Below are 22309 nucleotides of genomic sequence, written 5' to 3'. Positions count from 1 at the left end.
GGAGCCGCTTCCCGCCTGACGGGCACTCGGAAAGAAAGATGAGCCGCTACTCCCGCCTGACGGGACACCACGCCCATCGGGCTTTTCTTGCAGGTCAGGGCCGTGTGACGTGTCTGCATGACCACGGATATCAAGCTGATCACTGCCGGGCAGATGTACCGCTACTACTTGCGCCAGACCGTCGTCGGCGACGGCCGACGCCCGGCGCGCACGCCGCTCGCCAAGGCTCAGAAGGAGGCCGGTGTCCCGGCCGGCCGATGGATGGGCCGCGGACTCGCCGCCCTCGGCCTGGCAGCCGGGGACGTCGTCACCGAGGCGCAACTTCGCAACCTGTTCGGGGAGAGGGGCCGGCACCCGCACGCGGATCTGATCGAGGCCGACCAACTGGCTGTGGGCAAGCCACCGCAGGCCGCATGGAAGGCCGGCGTTCTCGGTCGCCGGGTGAAGGTCACGGGCGTCGACCTCGTCTTCCGCCCGCAGCCGACGATCTACCTGCTGTGGGCCATGGGCGATGACGAGACCCGGCGGGTGATCGAGGCCGCGCACGAGCGGGCGATCGAGAGGGTGCTGGAGTGGATCGAGGACGAAGTGGCGGTGATCCGGTACGGCAAGGACGGCATCTACCGGGTGCGGCCGCCCGGCGGTCTGGTCGCCGCGCGCTTCCGCCACTACGAGGCACGGTCGGGGATGCCCTTGCTCCATGACCATCTGCTGCTGTCCGTGAAAGGGCAGCGTCTGGACGGGAAGTGGGGCTCGATCCACACCTTGGCCCTGCACGAGAACACCGTGGCCGCCTCCGCGCTATACAACGAGCTCGTGGCCGCGGAGGTCTGCGAGGCGCTGGGGCTGGCGACCGAGCCGCGCGTTGTCACCCCGGGGCGCCGGCCTGTGATGGAGGTTGCCGGGGTGCCGCACGAGCTGATCCGCTGGACCTCCCGGCGCAGCGACCAGATCGCCGCCTGCCTGGCAGAGCTGGAGCACGAGTACGTCACCGCCGTCGACGACGACGGCGAGCCGAAGTTCCTGCCCGTGGTCTCCGAACGGGCCCGCGCCAAGCTGAACCAGATCGCCGCCCGCAAGACCCGCCCGCCCAAACAGACGGCCCGGCCGCTCGCGCAGCTGCGCGCGTGGTGGAAGGCGAGCGCGATCCTCACCTCCGGGGTGGCCGTCGACGTCATCAACTCCCTCCTCGAGTACGCCCGTGCCGCGGCTGCGGCGATCCGGGCCCGGGTCGCCGCCGTGGTCGATGTCGCCCTGGCGGCCGTCGACGTCGCCGCGACGGTGTTCGTGATGAACGATGGCGGCCGCTTCCACCGCCGGCACCTGCTCGCCGAAGCCCGCCGTCACCTCGCCCTCGTCCTGCGCGGCCGCCGCCGCGAGCCGGGTCTGGACGATCGGATCGTGGCTGCCGCCATCTCCACGTACTGCTTGGACATCAGCGAGCCGAAAACCGTGCGCGGCCTGGAGTCCGGCTACCGCCTCTACACCGCACGGTGGGCACTGTCCGACCTCACCGACCGCCGCCGCCCACCACCCCCCGCGCCTGACCCGGACCGGCTTCCCCCGGCCGACCCCGGCGAGCCGGCTGCGGCCCGGACCTCGGACCAGACAGCGGGGGAGTGGGAGATACCTCGCCTCCCGCTGCAGTACGAGCGGGCCGTCCTCGCCGGTGCGGTGGTGCGGGAGAAGCTGCGCACCACCACCACCGTGCGGGGCCGGGCGTACGACGTCGTCGCGCACCAGCAGGCGGCGATGCCCGAGCAGCTGCTCCCGCCCCCAGCCGCCGAAGTCGAGCACGACGATCAGGAACCGGAGCCCGGCCGACAGGAAGCGGTCAACCTGACGGCGCTGCGGGCCCTGCGGAAGTCCCGCACCGACGTGGAAGCCCTCGATCTCACCGCCGAGCGGCTGCGCCACCTCGGGGACGCCTTCACCGCGGCTGCCGACCGGGCCCGCGCCACGATGGACCGCTACGCGCACCGCGACGATGCCGACGACGCGCATCCGGTGCGCGAGGACGACCAGCGGGCGCACCGCCCGCAGGAGCCCGGACCGCACCGCGGCCGGGAGGCCGGCCACTGAGTGGACCCGATGCCGCGCACCCGATGCCGTGGTGCGCACCGGCGATGCCCGGCACCCACTCCACCGAGTGGAGCCCAGCGGCGGGAGTGGAGGACACCGTGGCCAGCACCCACTCCACCGAGTGGAGCCCACCCGGTGGATGGACGACATCGCCGGGGACGATGCCGTGCATCCACCCGGTGCGCACCCGCCGCGTTTCTCCTTGACCCTGGCTCAGGACCCTGTTGGCCAATTCCGCTGGGCGGCTGCCTCAGGCGGCAACCAACGGACGCAAGGTCGAGGGGAAACGTGCAGTGTCAAGGGGAAGTGCAGTCCGAAATGTTCCGTCTGGAGCCATGGTCAAGCTGCGCCCCCGCCCGTGCACACGGACACCCAGAAGACGCTTGCCTGCCTTAGGAGTAGGACCGTTGCCTGGCATGGTCCCTCCAGTTGGTCATCAGCGTGAGCGGGACGTGACCACTAGGATCCTGGCTCCGGCGTTGTCATACCGACTCGATAGGGAGCAACTGCGTGTACCTGGCCGACAGTTGGAAAGATCCGTCCGTACTGGTGGCCGTCGCCAGTGTTCTGGCCACGGTGATTATCGGCATCGTTGCGGCCATCGTGACGAAACGTGCGGCGCTCCCCAAGAGACAGCTGGGATTCTTCTTGAGCAAGTCAGCCCAGTTGTTGACCCCGTCGACAGGCTTGGCTAATGGGCGGCTGGTCATCACCTACGACGGCAACGTCCTCGCGGACCCTTACATCGCTGAGATCAAGATGTTGAACGACACCGGCCGAGACATCCCTTCCAGCCTCTTCGACTCTGGGGCACCGATCGTGATGGATCTGGGAGTTCCCATCGTCGAACTGATCGAGGCCACGTGGGAAGACTGGAAGGATGGGAGTGGACCTGTCAGGGTCACTCCACAGGTCACCGTCGATGGCACTACGCTGACGATGCAGCCGACGCTCATTGCCGCTCACCTGATGACGACGTTCACCCTTCTGGTCGAGGGGGCGCCGACCTTTGACCTGCGCGCGCCGTTGGTCGATGTGGATGTCGAGGTCAAGCGGCTGCGTCCGAGGCGCAGTCTTCCTAGCGATGGCACCGGATTGAACTACGCCTGACTCAAGGAAAAGGCTGATCACGCCTTGCAGGTCGTCGAGCTGGCGGGGCGTGTCCCCCCACGTCCGCCTGGTGACCCGCGATATACCGGCCGATTGCGTACACCTCGACCGTGCTCTCACCACGCCACATCCGACGACTCACAACGCCCTGGAGCGTTACTGAAGCCCGTCGTCTCCCGCCAACAACTTGACTCTCGTCGATACGCTGACCGTGTCGAGCACTACTCGTGCCAACCGGCGACCATGCCATCGGAGTCCAGGCAGATCGAGGGCAGCATCGTTGCTGGAGTCGTGACGACAGACACGGCCAGGCGGCTTCAGTGCACTGCCCTGAGGCGGCGGAAGTGGGAGGTACGGCTGCTGCCCCGCGGTGTCTCGGTGATCCAGGCGTCGATGCGCGAGAGGTTGAGAGCTGCCGCCGTGAACTGATGCTGAAGGTGCGTCTTGGCGACGCCGTGATAGCGAGAACGTCGCAGCCCCATCTGCCGGACGCCCTGCGAGATCGTGCTCTCGATGCCCGCGCGGGACTGGTAGCGCCGACGCCACTCGTCCATTTTCTGCTCTTCGCGCGCCTTGCGAAGCGCTTCGAGTTCTTCGCGGTTTCTGAAGGTCAGGCGTCTGCCGATCCTCCCGGTGCCGCGTGTGCACTGGCTGCGGACGGGGCAGGGCCGGCAGTCGTTGATGGAGAACCAGACCCGGATGACGGGAGCTCCCGTCTGGCTGTTGCTGGCGGACCAGCCCCTGCTGCGCTTGCCGTTGGGACAGCTCACCTCCTTGGCCTGCCAGTCGATGGTGAAGCTCTCCTGCGTGAATCCGTCTCCGTCTTTGGCCTGCCAGGCCGCGGTGCCTTGAACTGGTCCGACGATCGCGATGCCGTAGTCGCGTTGGGCGGATACGAGGACGCGGGCCTCGGTGTAGCCGGAGTCGACGAAGTGTTCGGTCGGCAGCAGGTTCTGCTCGGCGAGGCCTTCGTGGATGGCGTCGGTCACCTGAACGTCGTGGATGGGGGCGGTCGTGGTGAGCACGTGTGTGATCAGGTTGGGGTGGTCGGGCTCGCACGTCTCTGTGATGTGGACCTTCCATCCTGACCAGTCGGTGTCCCGCTTGGATCCGGTGCGGGCGACGCTGTCGTAGGGCGAGACCAGGCGTTGGCCAGCAGGCGGGATGTTCTTCGGGTGACGCCATCGGACGACGTTGTTCTCGATCTGGAACTCCTGAACCCAGGTCCGACGGAGCATCTCCACTGCGGGGACCTGGCGAAGCCATCCAGGGGCGGTCGGGTGGAAGACGGCCTGCAGCAGGCGCATGCCGTCTTTCCCGATCTCGTTGCCCTTATCGATGCGCTCGGTCTTCGCCTGCGGAAGCCGGTAGTCCTCGATCCGGTAGGAGTACCGCTTGAACCACTCGTCGTCGGCCAGTTCGGCAAGCCACCGGGGTGCAGCCACGGCCAGCGCGTTCAAGGTCGCCCGCAGGGTCTCGCCGACCAGTTCCAGACGGTTCAGGCCGCGGACTGCCGACAGCACGTGTGTGCTGTCGGTGCGTTGGCGGCCGCGAGACTTCAACAGGCCGGCCTCCGAGGCAGCAGCCAGCACGGCGTCCGTGATGCGGGTCTCCGCGCTGCCGTCGACCAGCCGATCCCGGAACTCACTCAACACGGGATGGTCGAATCCAGGGTCCTCGAGCTCCAGGCCGAGGGCGTACTTCCAGTCGATACGCGCTCTGGCAGCGAGGACAGCCTGCCGGTCGGACAGGCCCTCGGCGAACTGCAGGATCGACACCAGGGCGAGCACCGCCGGAGGCAGGGCTGGCCGACCCCGCTGCGGGAACAGGTCGGCGAAGTCCTCGTCGCGGAACAACTCGCCCAGCGCGTCACGCACCCTGATCGCCAGGCTGCCCTGAGGTAAGGCGGCCTTCGCGATCCTCCGCGTTGTCTCCGGAATCCGGCCCGGCCCGCCCGTACGCAGCGACACTGACGCCTCCCCGACGCTGTCCATCCCCGGCAACAACGCCGGATGATCAGATCAACGACACCGGGCCGCGTACGACCACAGTGGAATTGGCCAACAGGGTCCCTGGCTCAGGTCAAGGAGAAACACGACGCCTCCAACCGGCCCGCTGCACGGCATCGACCCCCACCCGATGCGCACCACTCCCGCGCCGCTGGCCGCACCGGTGCGCACCGCCCACCGAGTGGATGCGCACCGGATGGATGGTCTCCCTACTCCACCGGATGGGGCGAACCAGGAGTGCATGGGTTGAACCGGGCCCCCTTGTCGAGTCTGGTCGGGCCGACCACGACCCCTTGTCCGATGCGGCGCCGCCCGCCAGGAGCGGGTGTTTCTCCTTGACCAACTTCGCTGCCGGCCGCCGTTAGGTCGCGGTCAAGGGGTGGGTGTTCACGATGGCCGCCACGCGCCTGCGGGAGGGGCATGCAGCGGCCACCGAGCCATTGGGGCGGCTCTGCCTCGCGCGGGCGCTCCACCGGCCGTTACAAGGCCGGTGGAGGACGCCACGACGCTGGGGAGAGACCGCCGATGATGACCGAAGACAGGTGCCCGCCGTACCCTGACCGCGCCGCCGACCAGGTCGCCGCGCGACCCGCGCCGGGAGGGCTGGTTGGCCGGGCAGGCCGCCGCAGTCTCCTGTCGTCGGCGCTTGCGATCCCGCTGCCGTACCCACTTCCGTGCCCGACCCCTGCGCCGACCGCATTTGCCCAGCACACCACGGCTTTTCGGTGGCCTGGAGCGTCGTCACAACCCTCTTCTCTCCTCCTCTCACTGACCAAGCCCTGGGAAATAGGTGGGGGTGGGGTGTCAGTGGTGGAGGCGATCATCGGGTTCAGGGCGCGCCTGGTGCCCTCTGCGGCCGGGGGCCGGCGCCCGGCCGGTGGCCGGTCGCGACGCACGGGAGGGCGGGGTTGATGGCGGGCAAGCGCAAGACGAACGAGGCGGGATCGACGAACAACCTGCGCACCGATGTGCTGTGCGTGCTCGGGGTGCTCAAGGCGGCGACGGCGGATCAGATCCAGCGGCTGTCCTCACCGCACCTGACGTACCGGCACACGACGAAGGAGACGGCAGCCGCGCGGAAGGAGGCGCGCACCGCCTCCCATCGCGGCGCGCTCAACGATCTGCGACGACATGGCCTATCCGTCGACGGCGGCCGCACCCGAGGGGGAGAGGAGGTGCGCCTGCTCACCAAGGACGGGCTGGCCGCTGCCGGACTCGAGTTGGACCGGGGGCCGGAGGAGATGGGCGGCACGCCCAAGAGCGCGGGCCGCTCGGGGGCTTCGCACGCGATGACGGTCAACGAGACGATCCTCGCGATGATCCGTCCGAAGCCCGACCTTCACCTGGTGGCCGGTGAGCCGGCCGATGCCATCGCGGCCGCCCAGGCCTGGGTCGACGCATCCGACGGGATCGGCAGCATCGCCTCCTACGCCACCGAGGTCGCCCTCCCGGCGACGGGAACGTGGAAGAACCCCGGCGTGGGATGTGCGTGGGCCGACCTCGTCCTCACCGCCCCGGAGGCGGGGGCGCCGCTGTTGTTCATCGAGGCCGACAACTGCACCGAAAACGCCGCGAAGATAGCCGCGAAGTTCGACAAGTACATGCGTCACTTCCACCGCAAGACGAAGGACACCGACGGCCAGGACAAGCCGATGTGGCGCACCCGCTGGTCCGCTCCCGATCCCCAGTGGGGCGACGCGACGCACCCGCCGGTCCTGCTCGTCTTCCACCAGGTCGGCCCGCGGCCCGCGCTGAACCAGATGAAGAAGGTCGCCGCCCTCACCCGCGAGCACTGGCAGGGCCAGGGGGCCGACGGCTTCCACCTCTACAAGGGGAAGATGCCGATCGTGGCGACCACGCTGGAGCTGCTGCGCGAACACGGCCCGTCCGGACCCGTGTTCTGGCGCTTCGGCCGCGAGGGCCGACAGAGCCTCTGGGACGCAATCGGCAACCCCCGCCGCCATGCCGCCCTCGCCCGCCGTGACGAAGAGGCGCGGCGCCGTATCGCGCAGGAAGCAGCCGAACGCGAGGCTCAGCGTCCGGCGTGCGCCGACTGCGGACAGAAGTTCACCGACGACCGGTGGAAAGCCAGCATCGCGGTCGACTGGGGCCGCGGGGACAGTCACCCGCGCCTGTGCGACGACTGCAAGGCGAGGGCGCTCGAGGCGGAGCGGCAGGCGGAACAGGCCGAACGCGACCGGCAGGAGCAGGAGCGCCAGGAGGAAGAGGCGGCGCAGGCATCGAAGGCCGGCGGCTGGCTCGGACGCTGGCGCAGCTGACCTAGGCAAGCCTCCCGGCAGCGCGAGGGCTTGCCCAGCCGCCCCTGGGCAAGCCCTCGTTGTCAGTGGCGGCTGCGACGCTGAACGACATGGACAGCGACGATGAGCAGCTGCTGCGCCGCCGGATCTACGGCACTGACCACGACCATCCCGGTCCGAAGCCCGGACGCAGCTACGCCGAACTGGTAGGCGGGCCGCTGGACGGACTGCTGCTCGACATCACCGGCTGGAGGCCGGAGGAGATCGACGACGGTGTCTCCCTCCTCACGGAGCTCGGGCAGTTCGGCCCCGGGGGCCGGGCGCTGTACGACCCGCGCCCCGGCGACCCGGTCCGCTGGGACTGGGCAGGCGACAGCCCTTGATCACCGGCACTCGGTCGGGTGAAGACACCACACCGGCGGAACCCGCTCGGCAGCCTGGGCGTAGTGCCGTACATGGACCCCATCAACGAGGCGCACGTGCGTGAGCCCGGCCTCCTGGTTGTCGACGTCGCGGCCGCCGACGACGACACCGCGCTCGCCTTCCAGCAGCTGCTCGCAGACCGGTGGGCAACGGCGGTAGCGGAGCGGACGATGCGTGATGCGGGGGAGCCCGGCGTCCGGCTGCGCTGCTACCTGGACCTGCGCCAGCCGATCAGCCCGGCCGCGCCGGACGAAGCCCTGGCACCCCGGTCTGACGCGATGGATTCCGTCGGGGGCGGGCCGGGTGGTATGACTACATAGGGTTGATCTTGCGTTACGGCACGGTGCGGGGGGACATGGCTGAGGCGGAGGAAGCGGCTCAAGAAGAAGAGGGGCCGGTCTTTGAGGGCATTCCAATGCCGAGCTCGCCGTCCCAGGTCGTCCTGGCACCTCCCATGCAGGGTGCCCCGCTGCTCACCGCCAAGCAGTACCTGTACACGTACTCGGATGTGCAGTGGGAAGAGTTCACCGTCGAGTGGGTCCGCGCTCTGGGGCACCCATATGTGCTGGTGACGCGCATGGGTGGGGCTGGAGACCGTGGTGCCGACGTCGCTGCCTGCTTGACTCGCCAGGGCACGAACGGTGAGTGGCATTGCTATCAGTGCAAGCACTACCAGGACGCGCTTCAGCCGGCGGACGCGTGGCCGGAGATCGTCAAGATCTTCGTGGCGAAGGTGCTCGGCGTGTACGAGTTGCCGACCCGCTACATCTTCGTGGCACCGAAGATCGGCTCGTACCTGACCCGCTACCTGGCCAATCCGGCGACGCTGAAAGCAGAGTTCTTCAAGGCCTGGAACAAGGCAAACTCCAAGCTCGGCGCAGAGCTGGAAGCGGGCGTCCGCGCGGCGGTCGAGGCGCTCGCCGACGCCAACGACTTCTCCATGTTCGAGGCCCGGAACATCGATTGGATCGTGGAGCTGCATCGCACGACGCCACATCATGCCCGACGCTTCCCGACCCCGCTCGGGCGCCGGCCCGCGGTTGAGCGGCCTCCGTCGGAGCAGGGCGCGCAGGAGGCGGTCTACGTCCGAAAGCTTCTGGCGGCCTACAACGAGAAGTACGGCCTCCAGTTGCAGACTCTCCAGGAGGCCCGCGCCCACGCCCGGACGCAGCGGCACCTGGCGCGCCAGCGGGAAGCCTTCTACAGCGCCGAAGCCCTGCGGGTCTTCGCCCGTGAGAGCGTCCCGTACGAGACGTACGAGGCGGTCGAGACGGATCTCTTCGAGACCGTGATCGAGGCTGAGGAACGCGAGTACGACCTCGGCTACGAGCGGCTGACTGCCGTCTTGGAAGCAGCCGTGCACCATCAGCCGAACCCCGCCAACATCCTCGCCCCGGTCATCACCGTCCGCGACCGAAAGGGCCTGTGCCACCACCTTGCAAACGATGGCCAGCTGACCTGGTGCAAAGAGGAGTCGCAATGAGTCCTCGACGCCGCCCACGAGGTTCCCGGACCGACGGGTCTGTAACACCGCCAGGCGGACTGCCACCGGGGGAGGTACGCAATGCAGTCACCGTGAGCCCTCTCAACAGCCCGCTGGAAGTCGGTGTCCGCGCCCTCGTGCTGCTGGCCGAGACCTTCCCGCGGCGCCTCGACGTTGCGCAGCTCGTGTACCTCGATCACGCGATGCTCCACAGCGGCGACCTCGACGGCGGACCGGACAGTCTCCACCCGGACCTTCCCGTCGGCCCCGGAGAGCTGGGCCTGCGGCGACGCCTCATCGAGCAAGGGCTCGTCGTGCTGATGCGCGCGGGCCTCGCCGACATGACCGCGACCGCGGAGGGCTTCCTCTACGGCGCGACAGACGAAGCCGCCAGCTTCCTAGAGGTCCTCGAAGCCCCCTACCTCGGCCAGCTCAAGGAACGCGCGGAGTGGCTGACCTCGGCGTACATGCATGAAGGAACGGACGTCCGCGACGGCATGAAGCAGATCACCCAGGACTGGACCGACCGATCCCGGGCCGACGTCCCCAACCACGGGGAGGACGAGATCCAGTGAGCGCTCTGACCCTGCTCCACCTCACCTTCGTCGGCCCCGGCAAAACGCCGGCTGCCGTGGAATTCGGGCCGCACCTGACCGTCATCTACGGCGCCTCAGACACCGGCAAGTCCTTCATCGTCGAAGCCATCGACTACATGCTCGGCGCGAGCAGCCTCAAGGAGATCCAGGAAGCCGACGGTTACACCCGCATTCTGCTTGGCCTCCGTCTAGCCGACGGCCAGACCGTCACCCTCTCCCGCGCACCCGACGACAACAAGGTCGAGATCCACAGCGGCGACGTCCGCGCACTGACCACTGCGCCCCCGGAGAAGACCCTCAACGTCAGGCACAGCGCAACGAGCGAGAACAACCTCTCCCGCTACCTGCTCAAGCTCATCGGCGCCGACGGCCGCAATCTCCTTAAGAACCAACGGGGCGACCGGGTCTCCCTCAGCTTCCGCCACCTGGCCCACCTCTGCGTCATCAGCGAGACACAGATGGCCGCTCCCCGCTCACCGGTTCTCACCAGCGGGCAGAACACCAGCGCTACCGCGGAAAAGTCGGCCTTCAAGTACCTGCTGACCGGGGCCGACGATCCAGAGAGGCCCAAGGGAGCGAGCGACGTCGACAAGAAGGTCGGCAAGGGAAAGATCGACCTCCTCGACCAGGTCATCACCGACACCCGGAGCAGCCTCACCATCGAGGCGAACGAAGCCGAGCTGCAGGAACAACTTGGCCGTCTCGAAACAGCGCTGGCCAGCGCATCCGCAGCTGTCGGAGACCTGATCGCCAGGCGGTCGGCCCTTCTGGGACGGACACGCACTCTCGAATCTCAGACCACCGGCAACCGAACCCGCGCCGGTGAGGTCAGCTCCCTGCTCGCCCGCTTCGACCTACTTCGCCAGCAGTACGAGTCAGACCTCGCCCGCCTGCAGATGGTCGCCGAAGCCGGCACCCTCCTTGGGTACTTCCGCACCGGAACGTGCGTCTTCTGCGGCGCCACGCCAGAACACCAGCAGGATGGTCACCACCTTCACGAGACCACACAGCTTCAGGCCGCCGTCGTCGCAGAGACACGCAAGACCGCCGAACTCCATACCGACCTGCTCACCACGATCGAGGACCTCGAAGACCAACTGGCGGATCTCGACAGCGAACACGCCGCTTGCCGGGACCAGAACGAAGCGCTGCGTCGCGACCTGGCCCGTCTCGACGAACGCCTAGCGCCCCTGAACGCCGACAGCCAAGAACTCCTGGCCACCCGCTCGCGGATCCACGCGGACCTCGCCGTCCATGCACAGATCCAGCGACTCGAGGAGATGAAGGCCAACCTGCAGTCGAGCACGTCGGAGGAACCGCCGCCGACCCGCCCGGACGGAATCCCCGCCGCTGACCTTGCTGAATTCGAGCGCATGGTCCAGCAGATTCTGCAGTCCTGGAAGGTGCCCGGCGACAACGGCGTCACCTACGACCAGAACACGGCTGAGATCACCGTCGACGGCCGTCCCAGGGGCAGCCGCGGCAAGGGCATGCGCTCCGTCATCCACGCCGCCTTCTCCACCGCCCTTGCCGGATACACAGCCGCCCGCGGCCTGCCGCACCCCGGGTTCGTCGTGCTCGACTCGCCGGTCCTCACCTACCGAGAGCCACACGAACAGGACGTCCAGCTCACGCACAACGTCGTCGAGCACTTCTACCGGGGCCTGCTCAGCGACGTCCCGGGTCAGGTCATCGTGGTCGAGAACGGCGACCCACCCAGGGACTTGGACGAATACGCCACGGTGTACGCGTTCAGCACGCCAGGATCGCAGCGCGCCGGATTCTTCCCGGCCCAGGCCGAAGGCTGAGCGCTCACTCGGTCGGCCAGCTGCTCGCAGACGGGTGGGCGACGGCGACAGCGGAGCGGACGACGCGGGGTGCGGGGGAGCCCGGCGTCCGGCTGCGCTGCTACCTGGACTTGCGCCAGCCGCTCAGCCCGGTCGCGCGGGACGAAGCCCCGCCACTGGTCAGCGCAGCCGCATCACAGCGACGACGGCGTGCCGACTCGTGCCCGCCACGACCTCCACCACCACGTCGCCGACGGCTGGCGTGGAAGATACGCCGGCCTTCGTGAACGCCCGCGCCCCGGCTGGGGGAGCAGGCGGGGCCGACGACGGAGGGCGTTGCGTGCTCAGCCGCTGGGACAGCGCCACACGTCCGTCAAGGAGCTATACCGCGAGGGACTTCGGATGCCGGGCCTCGCCGGTGAAGCCGACCACGGTGGCGTCGACTGTGCCTGCGTGCCTGACCTTCGCCCTTCTCTGCACCAAGTCAAGTTCAGTGGTGTGTGTTGGGGGCCGATCATCCCGCCCAGCACTCCGATCTTCGGCGTCGGCGCCGAATACGACGGGCGCAGAGCGCGTGGGGCGGTGTGGATGAGCCTGAGGTGTCCTATTCGCAGGACAACTGTCGTCACTCTCGTCTGGCTTCCTTAGGCAGGTGCTCTTGGTCCGGTTCCGCGGGTCGCCGGGAAGCGGCGTTGTCGGTGGGCTCTGCCAGGGTGTGCGTCGTGGACGAACTGGTGGAGCGTGTCGACGATCAAGATCGTGTGCTGGGGGTGCTGGTCAGCCGCCGTCAGGCCATCCGGGAGGGGTGGCTGCACCGGGTCGCCGTGACAGTCTGTCGTGATGAGCGCGGTCGGGTTCTCGTTCACCGGCGGTCGGAGCAGCTGTTGCGCTTCCCCGGGCTCCACGAAGTCGTGGTCGGTGGCGCCGTGGATGTCGGTGAGTCCTACGAACAGGCTGCTGCGCGGGAGCTGACCGAAGAGCTGGGGATTCGTGTACTGCCGCGCTTGCTGTTCACGTTCATCAATCGCAGCGGTTTGAGCCCTCACTGGCTCGGCGTGCATGAAGCCCTGGTGCCTGACACCGTGGCCGCCGATCCTGATGAGGTCGCCTGGCATGGCTGGCTGACCGAGCCGGAGCTGCGGTCGGCCCTGATCGAGTGGCGCTTCACCCCCGACAGCCACGAAGCCTTCAGCCGGTATCTCGCGTTCCGGACCACGCAGTCCTGACCTTTCCTGCCTCGCGGCCCGGGCCGGTGAACGGCGGGGTGTAGCTTCCTGCCCGTGTTAGAACACCAGGATGAGACCAGGACGGCCTACGACGGGGTCGTCGAGCTCTATGCGTCGATGTTCACTAGTCGGTTGGAGACGCGGCCGTTCGCTCGGAACATGATCGGCACCTTCGCCGAGCTCGTGCGTGATACGGGGAACTTGCGGGTAGCCGACGTCGGGTGCGGACCCGGTCATCTCACGGCCATGCTCCACGACTTGGGGCTGGATGCCTTCGGGATCGACCTCTCCCCGGCCATGGTCGACCACGCTCGGCGGGCCGAGCCGACGCTGCGGTTCGACGAAGCACGAATGGAGGCCCTGCCGGTCGAGGACGGCACGCTCGGTGGAGTGCTGGCCCACTACTCGATGATCCATACCCCACCTGGAGAACTGCCCGCGCTACTCGCTGAGCAGGTGCGTGTTCTGGCGCCAGGGGGTCTGCTCTTGGTGTCCTTCTTCGGCACCGAAGGGCCGGAGCCGGTCCGCTTCGATCACAAGGTGGCGCCCGCCTACAGCTGGCCGGCGGAGCAGTTTGCCGAGTTGCTGGCCGAGGCTGGGCTCGTCACGGTGGCTCGGTTGCTCCACGACCCAGCAACCGAGCGCGGCTTCCTCGACACACACTTGCTGGCCCGCCGTCCGTAGAGACTGACCTGCGAGAAACTCTCGAGTCTCCCGACAGATGTCGTGTACCGCTGGAGGGAACTCGCAGGTCGGGGCGGCGTGTGGCACGGCAAGTAACGCGCTCCGGCACAGTGGAGCGAGGTTGTGGTCTTGGCCGGAGGCCATGCCGGGCACCCTCGCCGGGGCCGGTTCCTGCCTGCCAGGGCAGAAACCGGCTCCGGGTGGCCGCCGGGGATTCCTCCGGATCTCCGAGTGTCAGGGGCTCAGTCGGGCCGTGGAGGGAGGGCCGGGATGCCGAGGGCAACGGGGGTGCGGTGGGCGAGTCGCGCGGCGTCTGCTTGCTTGGTGCGGACGAAGGTCAAGGTCATGTCGATGCCTTCGATCTCACCGAGCCACTGTTCTTCCTCGGCCCGCTTGCGGCGGAGGACCAGGTCCTTCTCGATCTCCGCGAGCCTGGGCAGCATCTTCGGATTGACCTGGAGCATCGGGCAGCGGATGCAGGCATGCTCGTGCTGGCAGGAAGATCCGTAGGGCCGGGCGCAGTTGCCGAGTTCGACCTTGCGCTTATCGAAGTGCTCCTCGAACTCCTCCCACTCCTTGGGGGTGACGTCGGTGTATTCGCCGTCGGGCCTCTGTGTCCGGCGGTGGTTGAGGAACTCCTGGTAGGAGGTGACGACGTCTTCGGCGAAGACGGCGACGTAGCCCTGGGTCGTCTGGAGGTTCAGATGTCCGAGCAGGGCGGCGCCGATGTGGATGGGCAGTCCGCCGTTGACGATCTCCGTGGCGAAGAGTCGGCGGAAGTCGTGCGGGGTGAACGTCATCCCGGCGAATGCCTCGTTCGTCTCGGCGATCCTCTCGCAGGCGCGGCGGAGCATCTTGAGGGCCGTGCCGGCGGCCATGACGCCCCGGATGGTGCCGATCTTGCGCTGAAGCAGGAACGGCATGGGCTCGGACCACGTCTTCTCGTGTGGGTCGTACCGGCTGACCAGCGGAATCGGCTTCCCGCCTGGGGTCTGGCGGCGGACGATCCGCGCGATGACGTGGAAGAGCTCGGCGGACATCGGGATCACGCGTTCGCAGGGTGCGACCACCAGCAGGGCGATGACCTCGCCGTTCGGCCGCTGGTATTGGCGGACGCTGAGGTGGGTCAGCTCGGTCAGCTCTTCCACCCGGATGCCGCTGTGTCGCAGGAGCTCGACGATCGCCCACTCCCAGAAGGCGATGTCCTCGGCCACGGTCACGTCGGTCGTCTTGCCCGTGGCGTGCTCGACGACCCTGACGGCCGGGTCGTCCAGGAGCCGGGCCCGGCGCCGGTCCGCGAGGGAGTCGGTGCGGTTGTAGCGGCGCCCGCCCAGGGTGAACGCTTCGCCCAGCGGAACCTTGCGGCCGGCTTCGAGGAGGGCGGCGAGGTGCTCGTGCCGTGACTCGACATGCTGAACGAGTGTGGGCAGCAGGGGCTGACGGATTCGCGTGCGGTCGGCCATGTTCCGGTTGTTCTCGCGCTGGCGCTTGCCGAAGCCCTTGAGGTCGCGCGGCAGGACCGGGCAGGGAGCGACCCAGTGGGCCCACTTCTCGGGCTCTGCGATGGCCCAGCTGTGGAGGTCGACGTAGAAGGCACGGACGGCCAGCAGGATCGTCTCGAAGTGCTTGCGGACCTTCGTCTTGTCGTTCGTCCAGTACCGAAGGTCCGCGCGCCACTGGTCGTAGACCTCTGGACTGAGCACAAGGTTTTTCTGGCCGGGATTGATCTTCTCGATGCTCACCCAGAACAGGTTGGCGAGATTGCGGGCCAGGGCCTGGAGGGTGATGTAGTCGGTGTCCGCCCGGCGCCGGGTGAGGTAGTCGATCAGGAGCTGGCGGACACCGGCGCTTTTGACGTGGTAGCTGTCGACGAGTTCCTCGACGGTCTTCTGCCCGTCGTAGACGATCATGCGCAGGGTCGGCGGGGTGCACTGCGGGAAGTGACCGGTGCTGTACAGCACCTCCCAGGCGGCGTATCCGCCGAGTCCGGAGTTGCTGCTGCTGCCGCCGTGAATGACCCCCAGTCTCTTGACCTCCATCGCGTAGTGCAGGAGCGCGGCCGGTGTGAGGTCGGCCAGGGTGATGCCCTGGGTGGTCAGTGCGCAGGCGATGTCGAACTTCGCCCGCAGCCGGTTCGTGGGATTCCACTCCGGGTGGGAGTCGATCGCGCGGAAGATCTCGTCGAGTTGAGGGTCGCGCTGGAGCTTGCGGAACGGCTCCGGGTAGTCCGGGAACTTGTTCGCTCTGAACCCGGACAGCGACGGCTGGATGACCCTCATGCCGAACGCCATCTTCAGTGCGGAGATTAGGTTGGATCTGTCGTAGCGGACCTCCGGCCTGGCCAGGATGGTCACCGACGGAGCGTTCTCGTCGTTGAAGCCGCTGCCCTCCCAACGCTCCTGCCAAGTCTCGCCGGGCAGCGTCGCGAGGTGGCCGAAGAGCCTCCGGATCCCGCGGCTGCGTTTCTCTGCGACCGAGTTCGTCTTCCCTCGCAGGATCTGTGCGGCCAGGTCGCAGAGATCCTCGACTGATGTCGTGGTCAGATCCCCGAACGGGGCCGGCGGATGCTTGGGCCGCGGAGCAGGTGCCGCCTCAAGGGTGGCCCCTTGGAACCCGGGCCGTCCCGCCTCGCGGCTGCTGTCGCGGGGCCGCGGCCGCCGGTTGCGGGCCGTGTAGGTCTCGACCGTGGTGCGGTTAACCACCGAAGACCGCCTTGAAGTCGTCGGGGTCGTAGCCGGGTGCGATGATCCGCTCGGCGCGCGGCCGGCTGTAGTGCTGCTGCAGGGCGTCGAAGAGGTCCTCGACCCGGGCGTTCAGGTAGCGGCCTGTGGTCGCCAGATCGGTGTGCCGCAGAATCGCCCGGACTTGGGAGAGTGTCAGGTTCGGATCGTTCGCCATCCGGGTCGCGGCGGTGTGCCGCAGATCGTGCAGCGTCCAGTTCGTGCCGAGCCTGTCGTTGACCCGCTGGATCACCCGGCGCATCGCCCAGTAGGTCAGCGGCCGGTCCGGGGCCCGGCGGGTGCGAAAGACCGGCTCGCCGGCCTGCGGAAGCCCTATGTGGTCGAGGTAGGCCGCCAGGACCGTTAGGGCCTGCGGGCTGACCGGGACGGGTTCGCGGTCATCCGTGCCCTTGGTGACGACCCGGATCAGCTGCTTGGCCCAGTTGATGTCCCCGGGCGTGACGCCGAGGAGCTCGCTCGCCCGCGATCCACTGGAGACGTAGAGCAGAACAGCCGCCCGGTCTCGGTCGCAGGTCAGAGCCGCGAAGAACTCGTCCCACATCTCGTCAGGAATCGAGCGGGGGTCGGATCTGCGGACCCGCTGTCGGAGCCGGGCTCGCCGGAACTGAGGGATCTCTTCGTCCGGAGCCCGGTGGGCCAGGGCCCGGCGCTGTGCCCGGGACTCCGGTACCGGGTTGAGAAGCGGACCGCGGTTGTGATGCCGGTGGTAGGCGTAGAAGCCGCTGATCACGGTCAGGCAGTGGTTGATCGTGGAAGGGGCGTAGCCGGCCTTGAGGTAGGGCTTGCCGGTGCGCGGGTTGACCGAGCCTGGCTGCGGCGCATTGGCGCTTCGGCGGTGACGCTGGGGGTTCGGGGCGACGCGGAGCCAGCCTACGAGGGCGGAGGCTTCGGCCTCGGTCGCCCGGTCCCAGTCGATGCCCAGGAACCACAGCAGCCGGTGCCAGCGAAGGAGGTCATGGGCATAGCTCTTGGCGGTTGCCGGACGGTTGTCGTCCAGGATCAAGCCGCGGAGGTACGGAACGACGGGAGCAACGGCAGTGCCCTCACCGTCGACAACCGTGTACCAGGGAATCGTCTCCAGCTCAATGACCGAACCGACACGGGGCACATCTGCCCGGCCTTCGATCAACTCGTGACGCAGGTCTAACAACAGGAGTTTCCTTCAGACGGCGATCAGCCGCCCCGGATCGGAGCGACTGGTGCAGTTAACACACCAGACCCGGCCCGCCATGTAGGCCGACCGGAGCTGCGTGCCCGCGAGATCGCCCGGGGAACCGGCCTGGACGATGCGCGAGGACTGCCCGCCGAGTTCGGCCGGTGAGGGTCAACGAGGCGTGGACCACGCCCAAGCCGCAGTACGACACCGTGTCCGCAGCGTCGACAACCGCTATCTCGCCCGAACTACGCGGCCTCGAGACCCTCCACACACGCTACCGGCGCGGGCTCATGGGCTACGCCGCACTGGAACAGAGCACTTTGCTGCATCTTGCCCTAAGAACCACCTACTTTGCCAAATCTTGATCTCACAATGCGGTCTCTTGGAATTGACTTCATGATCACCGCATCGTTATGTACACATCACAAATGTGAATACGTTGTGAGTGAGTGATGACAGGTATATGGGCTCGACAACCGGGCCGAAGTAGAGCAGTTGCCGCACTGCTCGGTGTGACACTGGCCGCCGGCCTGGTTCCAGGAACCGTCGGCTACGCCATCGCCGAGACGCAGACACCCGCCACGACAGGCACCGGGACCGCCGACGGCCCGACCGCCGCGGCCACCGAGGCCCAGGCGCTGGCCAAGGCCCACAAGTCCGGCGAGGCTGTGGAGGTCCTGTCCCAGCGGGGAGAGACCACCGAGGTGTTCGCCACCCCGGACGGGAACTTCGAGGCACGGGAGTATCTGCGGCCGACGTGGACCCGCGCCGAGGACGGCTGGAAGCGCGTCGACACCGACCTGGCCGCCACCGAGGGCGGGACGTTCGCGCCCAAGGCGGCCACCGTGAACCTGGCATTCTCCGGGGGCGGGGCCAAGGATCCGCTGGTGCGGATGGAGCGTGCCGGGCGGGCGATGAGCCTTTCGTGGCCTACCGCGCTGCCCGAGCCGCAGCTGTCGGGGGCTATGGCGACATACCCGGATGTGCTGCCGGATGTCGACCTGCGGATGACCGCGCAGGAGGACGGCTTCACGCAGCTGCTCGTGGTCAAGTCGGCCGAGGCCGCCAAGAACCCAGATCTCGCCGAACTGCGGCTGAAGCTCGGGTCGGACGGCCTGAAGGTCAAGGAGAACGCCCAGGGCGGCCTGCGCGCGGCCGACAGCGCCACGAACGGCACCGTCTTCGAGGCGCCGAAGCCGGTCATGTGGGACTCCAGCCCCGGCGAGTCCGCCCAGGCACCGAAGGTTTCCGCCAGAACCCTCGCCGCAGCCTCCGGCACCCCGGCCGGTGAGCCGGGCGCCGGCGAGTCCGGCAAGCTCGCCCCCGTCGACGTGGACCTCCCGGCCGGCGAGAACGAGCTGGTGCTGACCCCGGACCAGAACGTCCTCAATGGCGTCGGCACCAAATACCCGGTGTTCATCGACCCGCAGTGGTACTCGCCGCGCGCGACCGCGTGGACGATGGCGTCGAAGTACTGGGCGTCGTCGCCGCAGTGGAAGTTCAACGGCGACTCGGACGCGGGCCTCGGCTACTGCGGCTGGTACTACTGCCAGCCGTACGACACCAAGCGGCTCTTCTATCGCATCTCCACCTCGGCGTTCGCGGGCAGGACGATCCTGGAAGCCGACTTCGTGGTCCGCAACACCTGGTCGGCCTCCTGCTCCGACCGCACGGTCGAGCTGTGGGACACCGACCCCATCTCGGACCAGACGACGTGGAACTCGCAGAACCAGAGCGGGTTCTGGAACACCAAGATCGCGTCGGACTCCTTCGCGCACGGCTACTCGGGCTGCTCCGCGGCCGACGCGGAGTTCAACGTGAAGTCCGCCCTTCAGTCGGCAGCCAACGCCAAGGACCCGTCGATGACGTTCGGTCTGAAGGCGGCCAGCGAGACGGATGAGTACGGCTGGAAGCGGTTCTCCGACAAGGCGTTCTTGCGGGTGAAGTACAACCGCCCGCCGGGCCAGGTCAAGATGTCGCAGCTGACGATGGAGTACGGCGGCACGTGCAAGAAGCCGTCCACTCCGGCGCGCGTTCGCACGCTGGGGAAGATCTACGCGAACAACATCACCGACCCGGACGGCGACAGCGTCTCGGTGCAGTTCCAGGCGAAGTGGGACGGCGGCTCGTGGACCCCGGACCGGACCGGGTCGAAGAAGTCGGGTTCGTCATTCCAGATCAGCCTGCCGTCGTCGATCCCGACGAACAAGACGGTCAACTGGTACGTCCGCTCGCATGACGGGGGCCAGTACTCGCCGTGGTCGAACGCGGGTGACCCGACCGGCTGCTACTTCGTCTACGACACCGCCGTGCCCAAGGCGCCCTCGATCTCCTCGGGCGAGTACCCCCAGTCCAACCCTGAGGACCCCGAGGACCCATGGTTCGACGGCGTCGGCAAGTACGGCTCGTTCACGATCGACAGCTCGTCGACCGACGTGACGAAGTATTGGTTCGGTTTCAACGGCGACCCCAGTTCGAAGAACACGCTCGCGACGAGCGGCGGTGCGGCTCAGATCGCGAAGATCCTGCCGGACGAGCCGGGTCTGAGGTTCGTGACCGCGCAGGCCTTCGACGCGGCGGGCAACGACAGTGAGATCCGTACGTACCAGTTCCGGGTCAAGTCTGGTCAGCCCGAGCGGTCGATGTGGCAGCTCGACGAGGCCGCGGGCGCGACCACGGCGACGGCCACGGCGAAGGACCGCCCCGCGACGCTGTACGGCGGCCCCACGCCCGGAACGGCCGGGGCCAAGGGCACCGCCGTGACGTTCGACGGCGTGGACGACTACGCCAAGACGGACATTCCCACGATCGGCACTGACGGCGGCTTCTCCGTGTCGGCCTGGGCGAAGCTGTCCAAGGCGCCCAGCGGGGCGGCGGTCATCGCGGCCCAGCCCGGAAACCATGCACCCGGCTTCGAGCTGTACTACTCCAAGGTCTATGACCGCTGGGCCATGAACCAGTACACCGCCGACACCGCCTCCGCAACGCCCGTGCGCGCGATGGCACCCGCCGCGGGCGGCGTCACCGTCGGCAAATGGACCCACCTGGTGGGCACCTACAGCTCCGGCGCCGACGAGATGAAGCTCTACGTCGACGGCGCCCTGGTGGGCACCACCGCGTACTCCACACCGTGGGACGCCCGCCGGGGCCTCCAGCTCGGCGCGGGCTCCTACAGCGGAGCTCCCGGTTCGTTCTTCCCCGGCGACATCGACGAGGTGCAGATCTTCGACAAGCCTCTGTCGCAGGCCGAGGTGACGGTACTCAACACCAAGACGTCGCTGAGCGCGGGGCGTCCGGCGCGCATGGTCTTCGCCATGGACGAGCAGGCCTCCGCCACCGAGCTGACCGGCAAGCAGGAAGTCGTCAACGCCGCGTTCGCCGGCGGCCCGACCTCCGGCGGCGAGGGCGTTGCAGGCAAGGCACTGACCCTGGACGGCACCAACGACTACGCCACCACCAACCGGCCGCTGCTGAACAACGAGCGCAGCTACGCGGTGTCGGCGTGGGCGAAGCTCCCAGCGACCAAGCCGAACCACTCGGGTGTCATCGCCACGCAGCTCGGCACGAACAAGCCGGGCTTCGAGCTGTACTACTCCAGCGCCTACGACCGCTGGGTGCTCAACAACTACTCGGCGGACTCCGCCACCGGCACCCCGATCCGCGCCATGCAGGCCGAGGGAAAGACCGCCCAGGCCGGTACCTGGGCGCACCTCGTCGGCGTGCACGACACGGTGGCCGACAAGCTGCTGCTGTATGTGAACGGCACCCTGGCAGGCTCCACGCAGCTGGCCGCGAACTGGTACGCGGGCGGCGCCTTCCAGATCGGTGCCAGCCAGTTCGACGGCACGCCCGCGTCCTTCTTCCCCGGACAGATCGACGACGTGCGGATCTTCGACCGTGCGGTGTCGGGCGACGAGGTGTACCAGCTGTTCAAGCAGCGTCCGCTGGTCAAGAGCCGCTGGATGTTCGAGACGACGGCCGGGACCGCCCCCCTCACCACTCCGGACGATGTGAGCACCACCAACCCGCTCACGCTGAACGGCGGTGCAGCGCAGTCGGACAGCGCCTTCATCGGCAACGCCTCGATGGCGCTGAACGGCACCACCGGCTACGCCTCCGCCGCGAAGATCCCGACCGACACCTCCGGCAGCTTCACACTGACGGCATGGGCAGTGACGTCGTCAATGCCCGGCGGGCCAGTGACCTTGCTGAGCGCTGAGGGGGCCAACCGCAACGCGCTCAAGGTGCAGTTCGTCCCCGACACCGTCAACCCGGACAAGAACCCCGGACGCTGGCAGCTGTCGCTGACCGACACCGACGACCCCGCCCAGACGCCCACCGTGGTGCAGGTCGACAACGGCCTGTTCTCCGACGCACGCCAGTGGAACCACATCGCCCTGGCCTACGACGGCTTCACCAAGGAGGCCCGTCTGTACGTCAACGGCCACCTCGAGGAGGTCGCCTGCAAGGACGAAAACGGCGACGGCGCGGCGGATGACGTGGGCTGCGAGGACCTCGTCCCGTGGGCGGAGAACGCGATCGCGTTCAAGGCCACCTCGCTGCAGATCGGCCGCAACGGCACCGGCACGGGCGCGCGCTCGTACTTCCCGGGCCTGGTCGACGACGTGTGGACCTTCCAGGGCACGCTCACGGACGCACAGGTCGAAAAGCTGCACACCTCGTGGTTCGACCTGGCGACAAAGGTGCCCGGCGACTGACCGGGACCTGATGAGACGGGGTGCCCGGGCCGCTTC

General features: G+C 68.0%; 15 protein-coding genes. 12 read left to right on the top strand and 3 right to left on the bottom strand.

What is annotated here, in order from left to right:
- Positions 1 to 117 precede the first annotated feature (117 nt).
- Positions 118 to 2082: a MobF family relaxase gene (mobF, locus tag OHT51_RS42395; protein ID WP_328884649.1), complete on the top strand. Its 1965-nt coding sequence runs from the start codon at positions 118 to 120 to the stop codon at positions 2080 to 2082.
- A 510-nt stretch (positions 2083 to 2592) separates the two neighbouring features.
- On the top strand, positions 2593 to 3192 hold the full coding sequence (locus OHT51_RS42390; protein WP_328884648.1) for a hypothetical protein: 600 nt from the start codon (positions 2593 to 2595) through the stop codon (positions 3190 to 3192).
- Positions 3193 to 3509: 317 nt separating this feature from the next.
- On the opposite strand, the gene OHT51_RS42385 is transcribed toward OHT51_RS42390, so the two are convergent.
- Positions 3510 to 5162, bottom strand: a complete 1653-nt coding sequence (locus tag OHT51_RS42385; RefSeq protein ID WP_328884647.1) for an IS1182 family transposase — start codon at positions 5160 to 5162, stop codon at positions 3510 to 3512.
- Between the two features lie 950 nt (positions 5163 to 6112).
- Here OHT51_RS42385 and OHT51_RS42380 point away from each other — a divergent pair.
- The 9 genes from OHT51_RS42380 to OHT51_RS42340 all read left to right on the top strand — a co-directional run bounded on the left by OHT51_RS42380 (position 6113) and on the right by OHT51_RS42340 (position 13658).
- Positions 6113 to 7480, top strand: a complete 1368-nt coding sequence (locus tag OHT51_RS42380) for a replication-relaxation family protein (RefSeq protein ID WP_328884646.1) — start codon at positions 6113 to 6115, stop codon at positions 7478 to 7480.
- An 89-nt stretch (positions 7481 to 7569) separates the two neighbouring features.
- The gene (locus tag OHT51_RS42375; protein ID WP_328884645.1) at positions 7570 to 7842 is read left to right on the top strand and encodes a hypothetical protein; all 273 of its coding nucleotides are present in this window, start codon (positions 7570 to 7572) and stop codon (positions 7840 to 7842) included.
- Between the two features lie 18 nt (positions 7843 to 7860).
- The gene (locus OHT51_RS42370) at positions 7861 to 8202 is read left to right on the top strand and encodes a DUF6207 family protein (protein WP_328884644.1); all 342 of its coding nucleotides are present in this window, start codon (positions 7861 to 7863) and stop codon (positions 8200 to 8202) included.
- Positions 8203 to 8237: 35 nt separating this feature from the next.
- Complete coding sequence (locus OHT51_RS42365; protein ID WP_328884643.1) at positions 8238 to 9365, top strand: ABC-three component system protein; 1128 nt, start codon at positions 8238 to 8240, stop codon at positions 9363 to 9365.
- 92 nt (positions 9366 to 9457) lie between these two features.
- Positions 9458 to 9940: an ABC-three component system middle component 2 gene (locus OHT51_RS42360; RefSeq protein WP_328884642.1), complete on the top strand. Its 483-nt coding sequence runs from the start codon at positions 9458 to 9460 to the stop codon at positions 9938 to 9940.
- Positions 9937 to 11769, top strand: a complete 1833-nt coding sequence (locus OHT51_RS42355; RefSeq protein ID WP_328884641.1) for a hypothetical protein — start codon at positions 9937 to 9939, stop codon at positions 11767 to 11769. Before OHT51_RS42360 ends, OHT51_RS42355 begins: the two co-directional genes overlap by 4 nt.
- On the top strand, positions 11694 to 12035 hold the full coding sequence (locus OHT51_RS42350) for a DUF6207 family protein (RefSeq protein WP_328884787.1): 342 nt from the start codon (positions 11694 to 11696) through the stop codon (positions 12033 to 12035). Before OHT51_RS42355 ends, OHT51_RS42350 begins: the two co-directional genes overlap by 76 nt.
- A 435-nt stretch (positions 12036 to 12470) precedes the next feature.
- A complete protein-coding gene (locus tag OHT51_RS42345) occupies positions 12471 to 12974 on the top strand; it encodes an NUDIX domain-containing protein (protein WP_443052754.1) in 504 nt (167 codons plus the stop codon).
- A 54-nt stretch (positions 12975 to 13028) separates the two neighbouring features.
- Entirely contained in the window at positions 13029 to 13658 is a 630-nt protein-coding gene (locus OHT51_RS42340; protein ID WP_328884639.1) for a class I SAM-dependent methyltransferase, read from the top strand.
- A 242-nt stretch (positions 13659 to 13900) separates the two neighbouring features.
- Here the strand turns inward: OHT51_RS42340 and OHT51_RS42335 are convergent, their stop codons facing one another.
- Positions 13901 to 16360 carry a site-specific integrase gene (locus tag OHT51_RS42335; protein WP_328884638.1) on the bottom strand — a complete coding sequence of 820 codons (2460 nt, stop codon included), beginning with the start codon at positions 16358 to 16360 and terminating at the stop codon, positions 13901 to 13903.
- Positions 16353 to 17402 (bottom strand): tyrosine-type recombinase/integrase, encoded by a 1050-nt coding sequence (locus tag OHT51_RS42330; RefSeq protein WP_328884637.1) that lies wholly within the window; start codon positions 17400 to 17402, stop codon positions 16353 to 16355. The genes OHT51_RS42335 and OHT51_RS42330 overlap by 8 nt, the downstream gene beginning before the upstream one ends.
- A 605-nt stretch (positions 17403 to 18007) precedes the next feature.
- Between OHT51_RS42330 and OHT51_RS42325 the strand changes: the two genes are divergently transcribed.
- A complete protein-coding gene (locus tag OHT51_RS42325; RefSeq protein WP_443052753.1) occupies positions 18008 to 22273 on the top strand; it encodes a LamG-like jellyroll fold domain-containing protein in 4266 nt (1421 codons plus the stop codon).
- Positions 22274 to 22309: the final 36 nt, after the last annotated feature.

This window comes from Streptomyces sp. NBC_00299 (assembly GCF_036173045.1).
GTDB lineage: Bacteria > Actinomycetota > Actinomycetes > Streptomycetales > Streptomycetaceae > Streptomyces > Streptomyces machairae.
The sequence above is the reverse complement of the archived record's forward strand: the minus strand, read 5'-3'. Positions and strand labels throughout refer to the sequence as shown.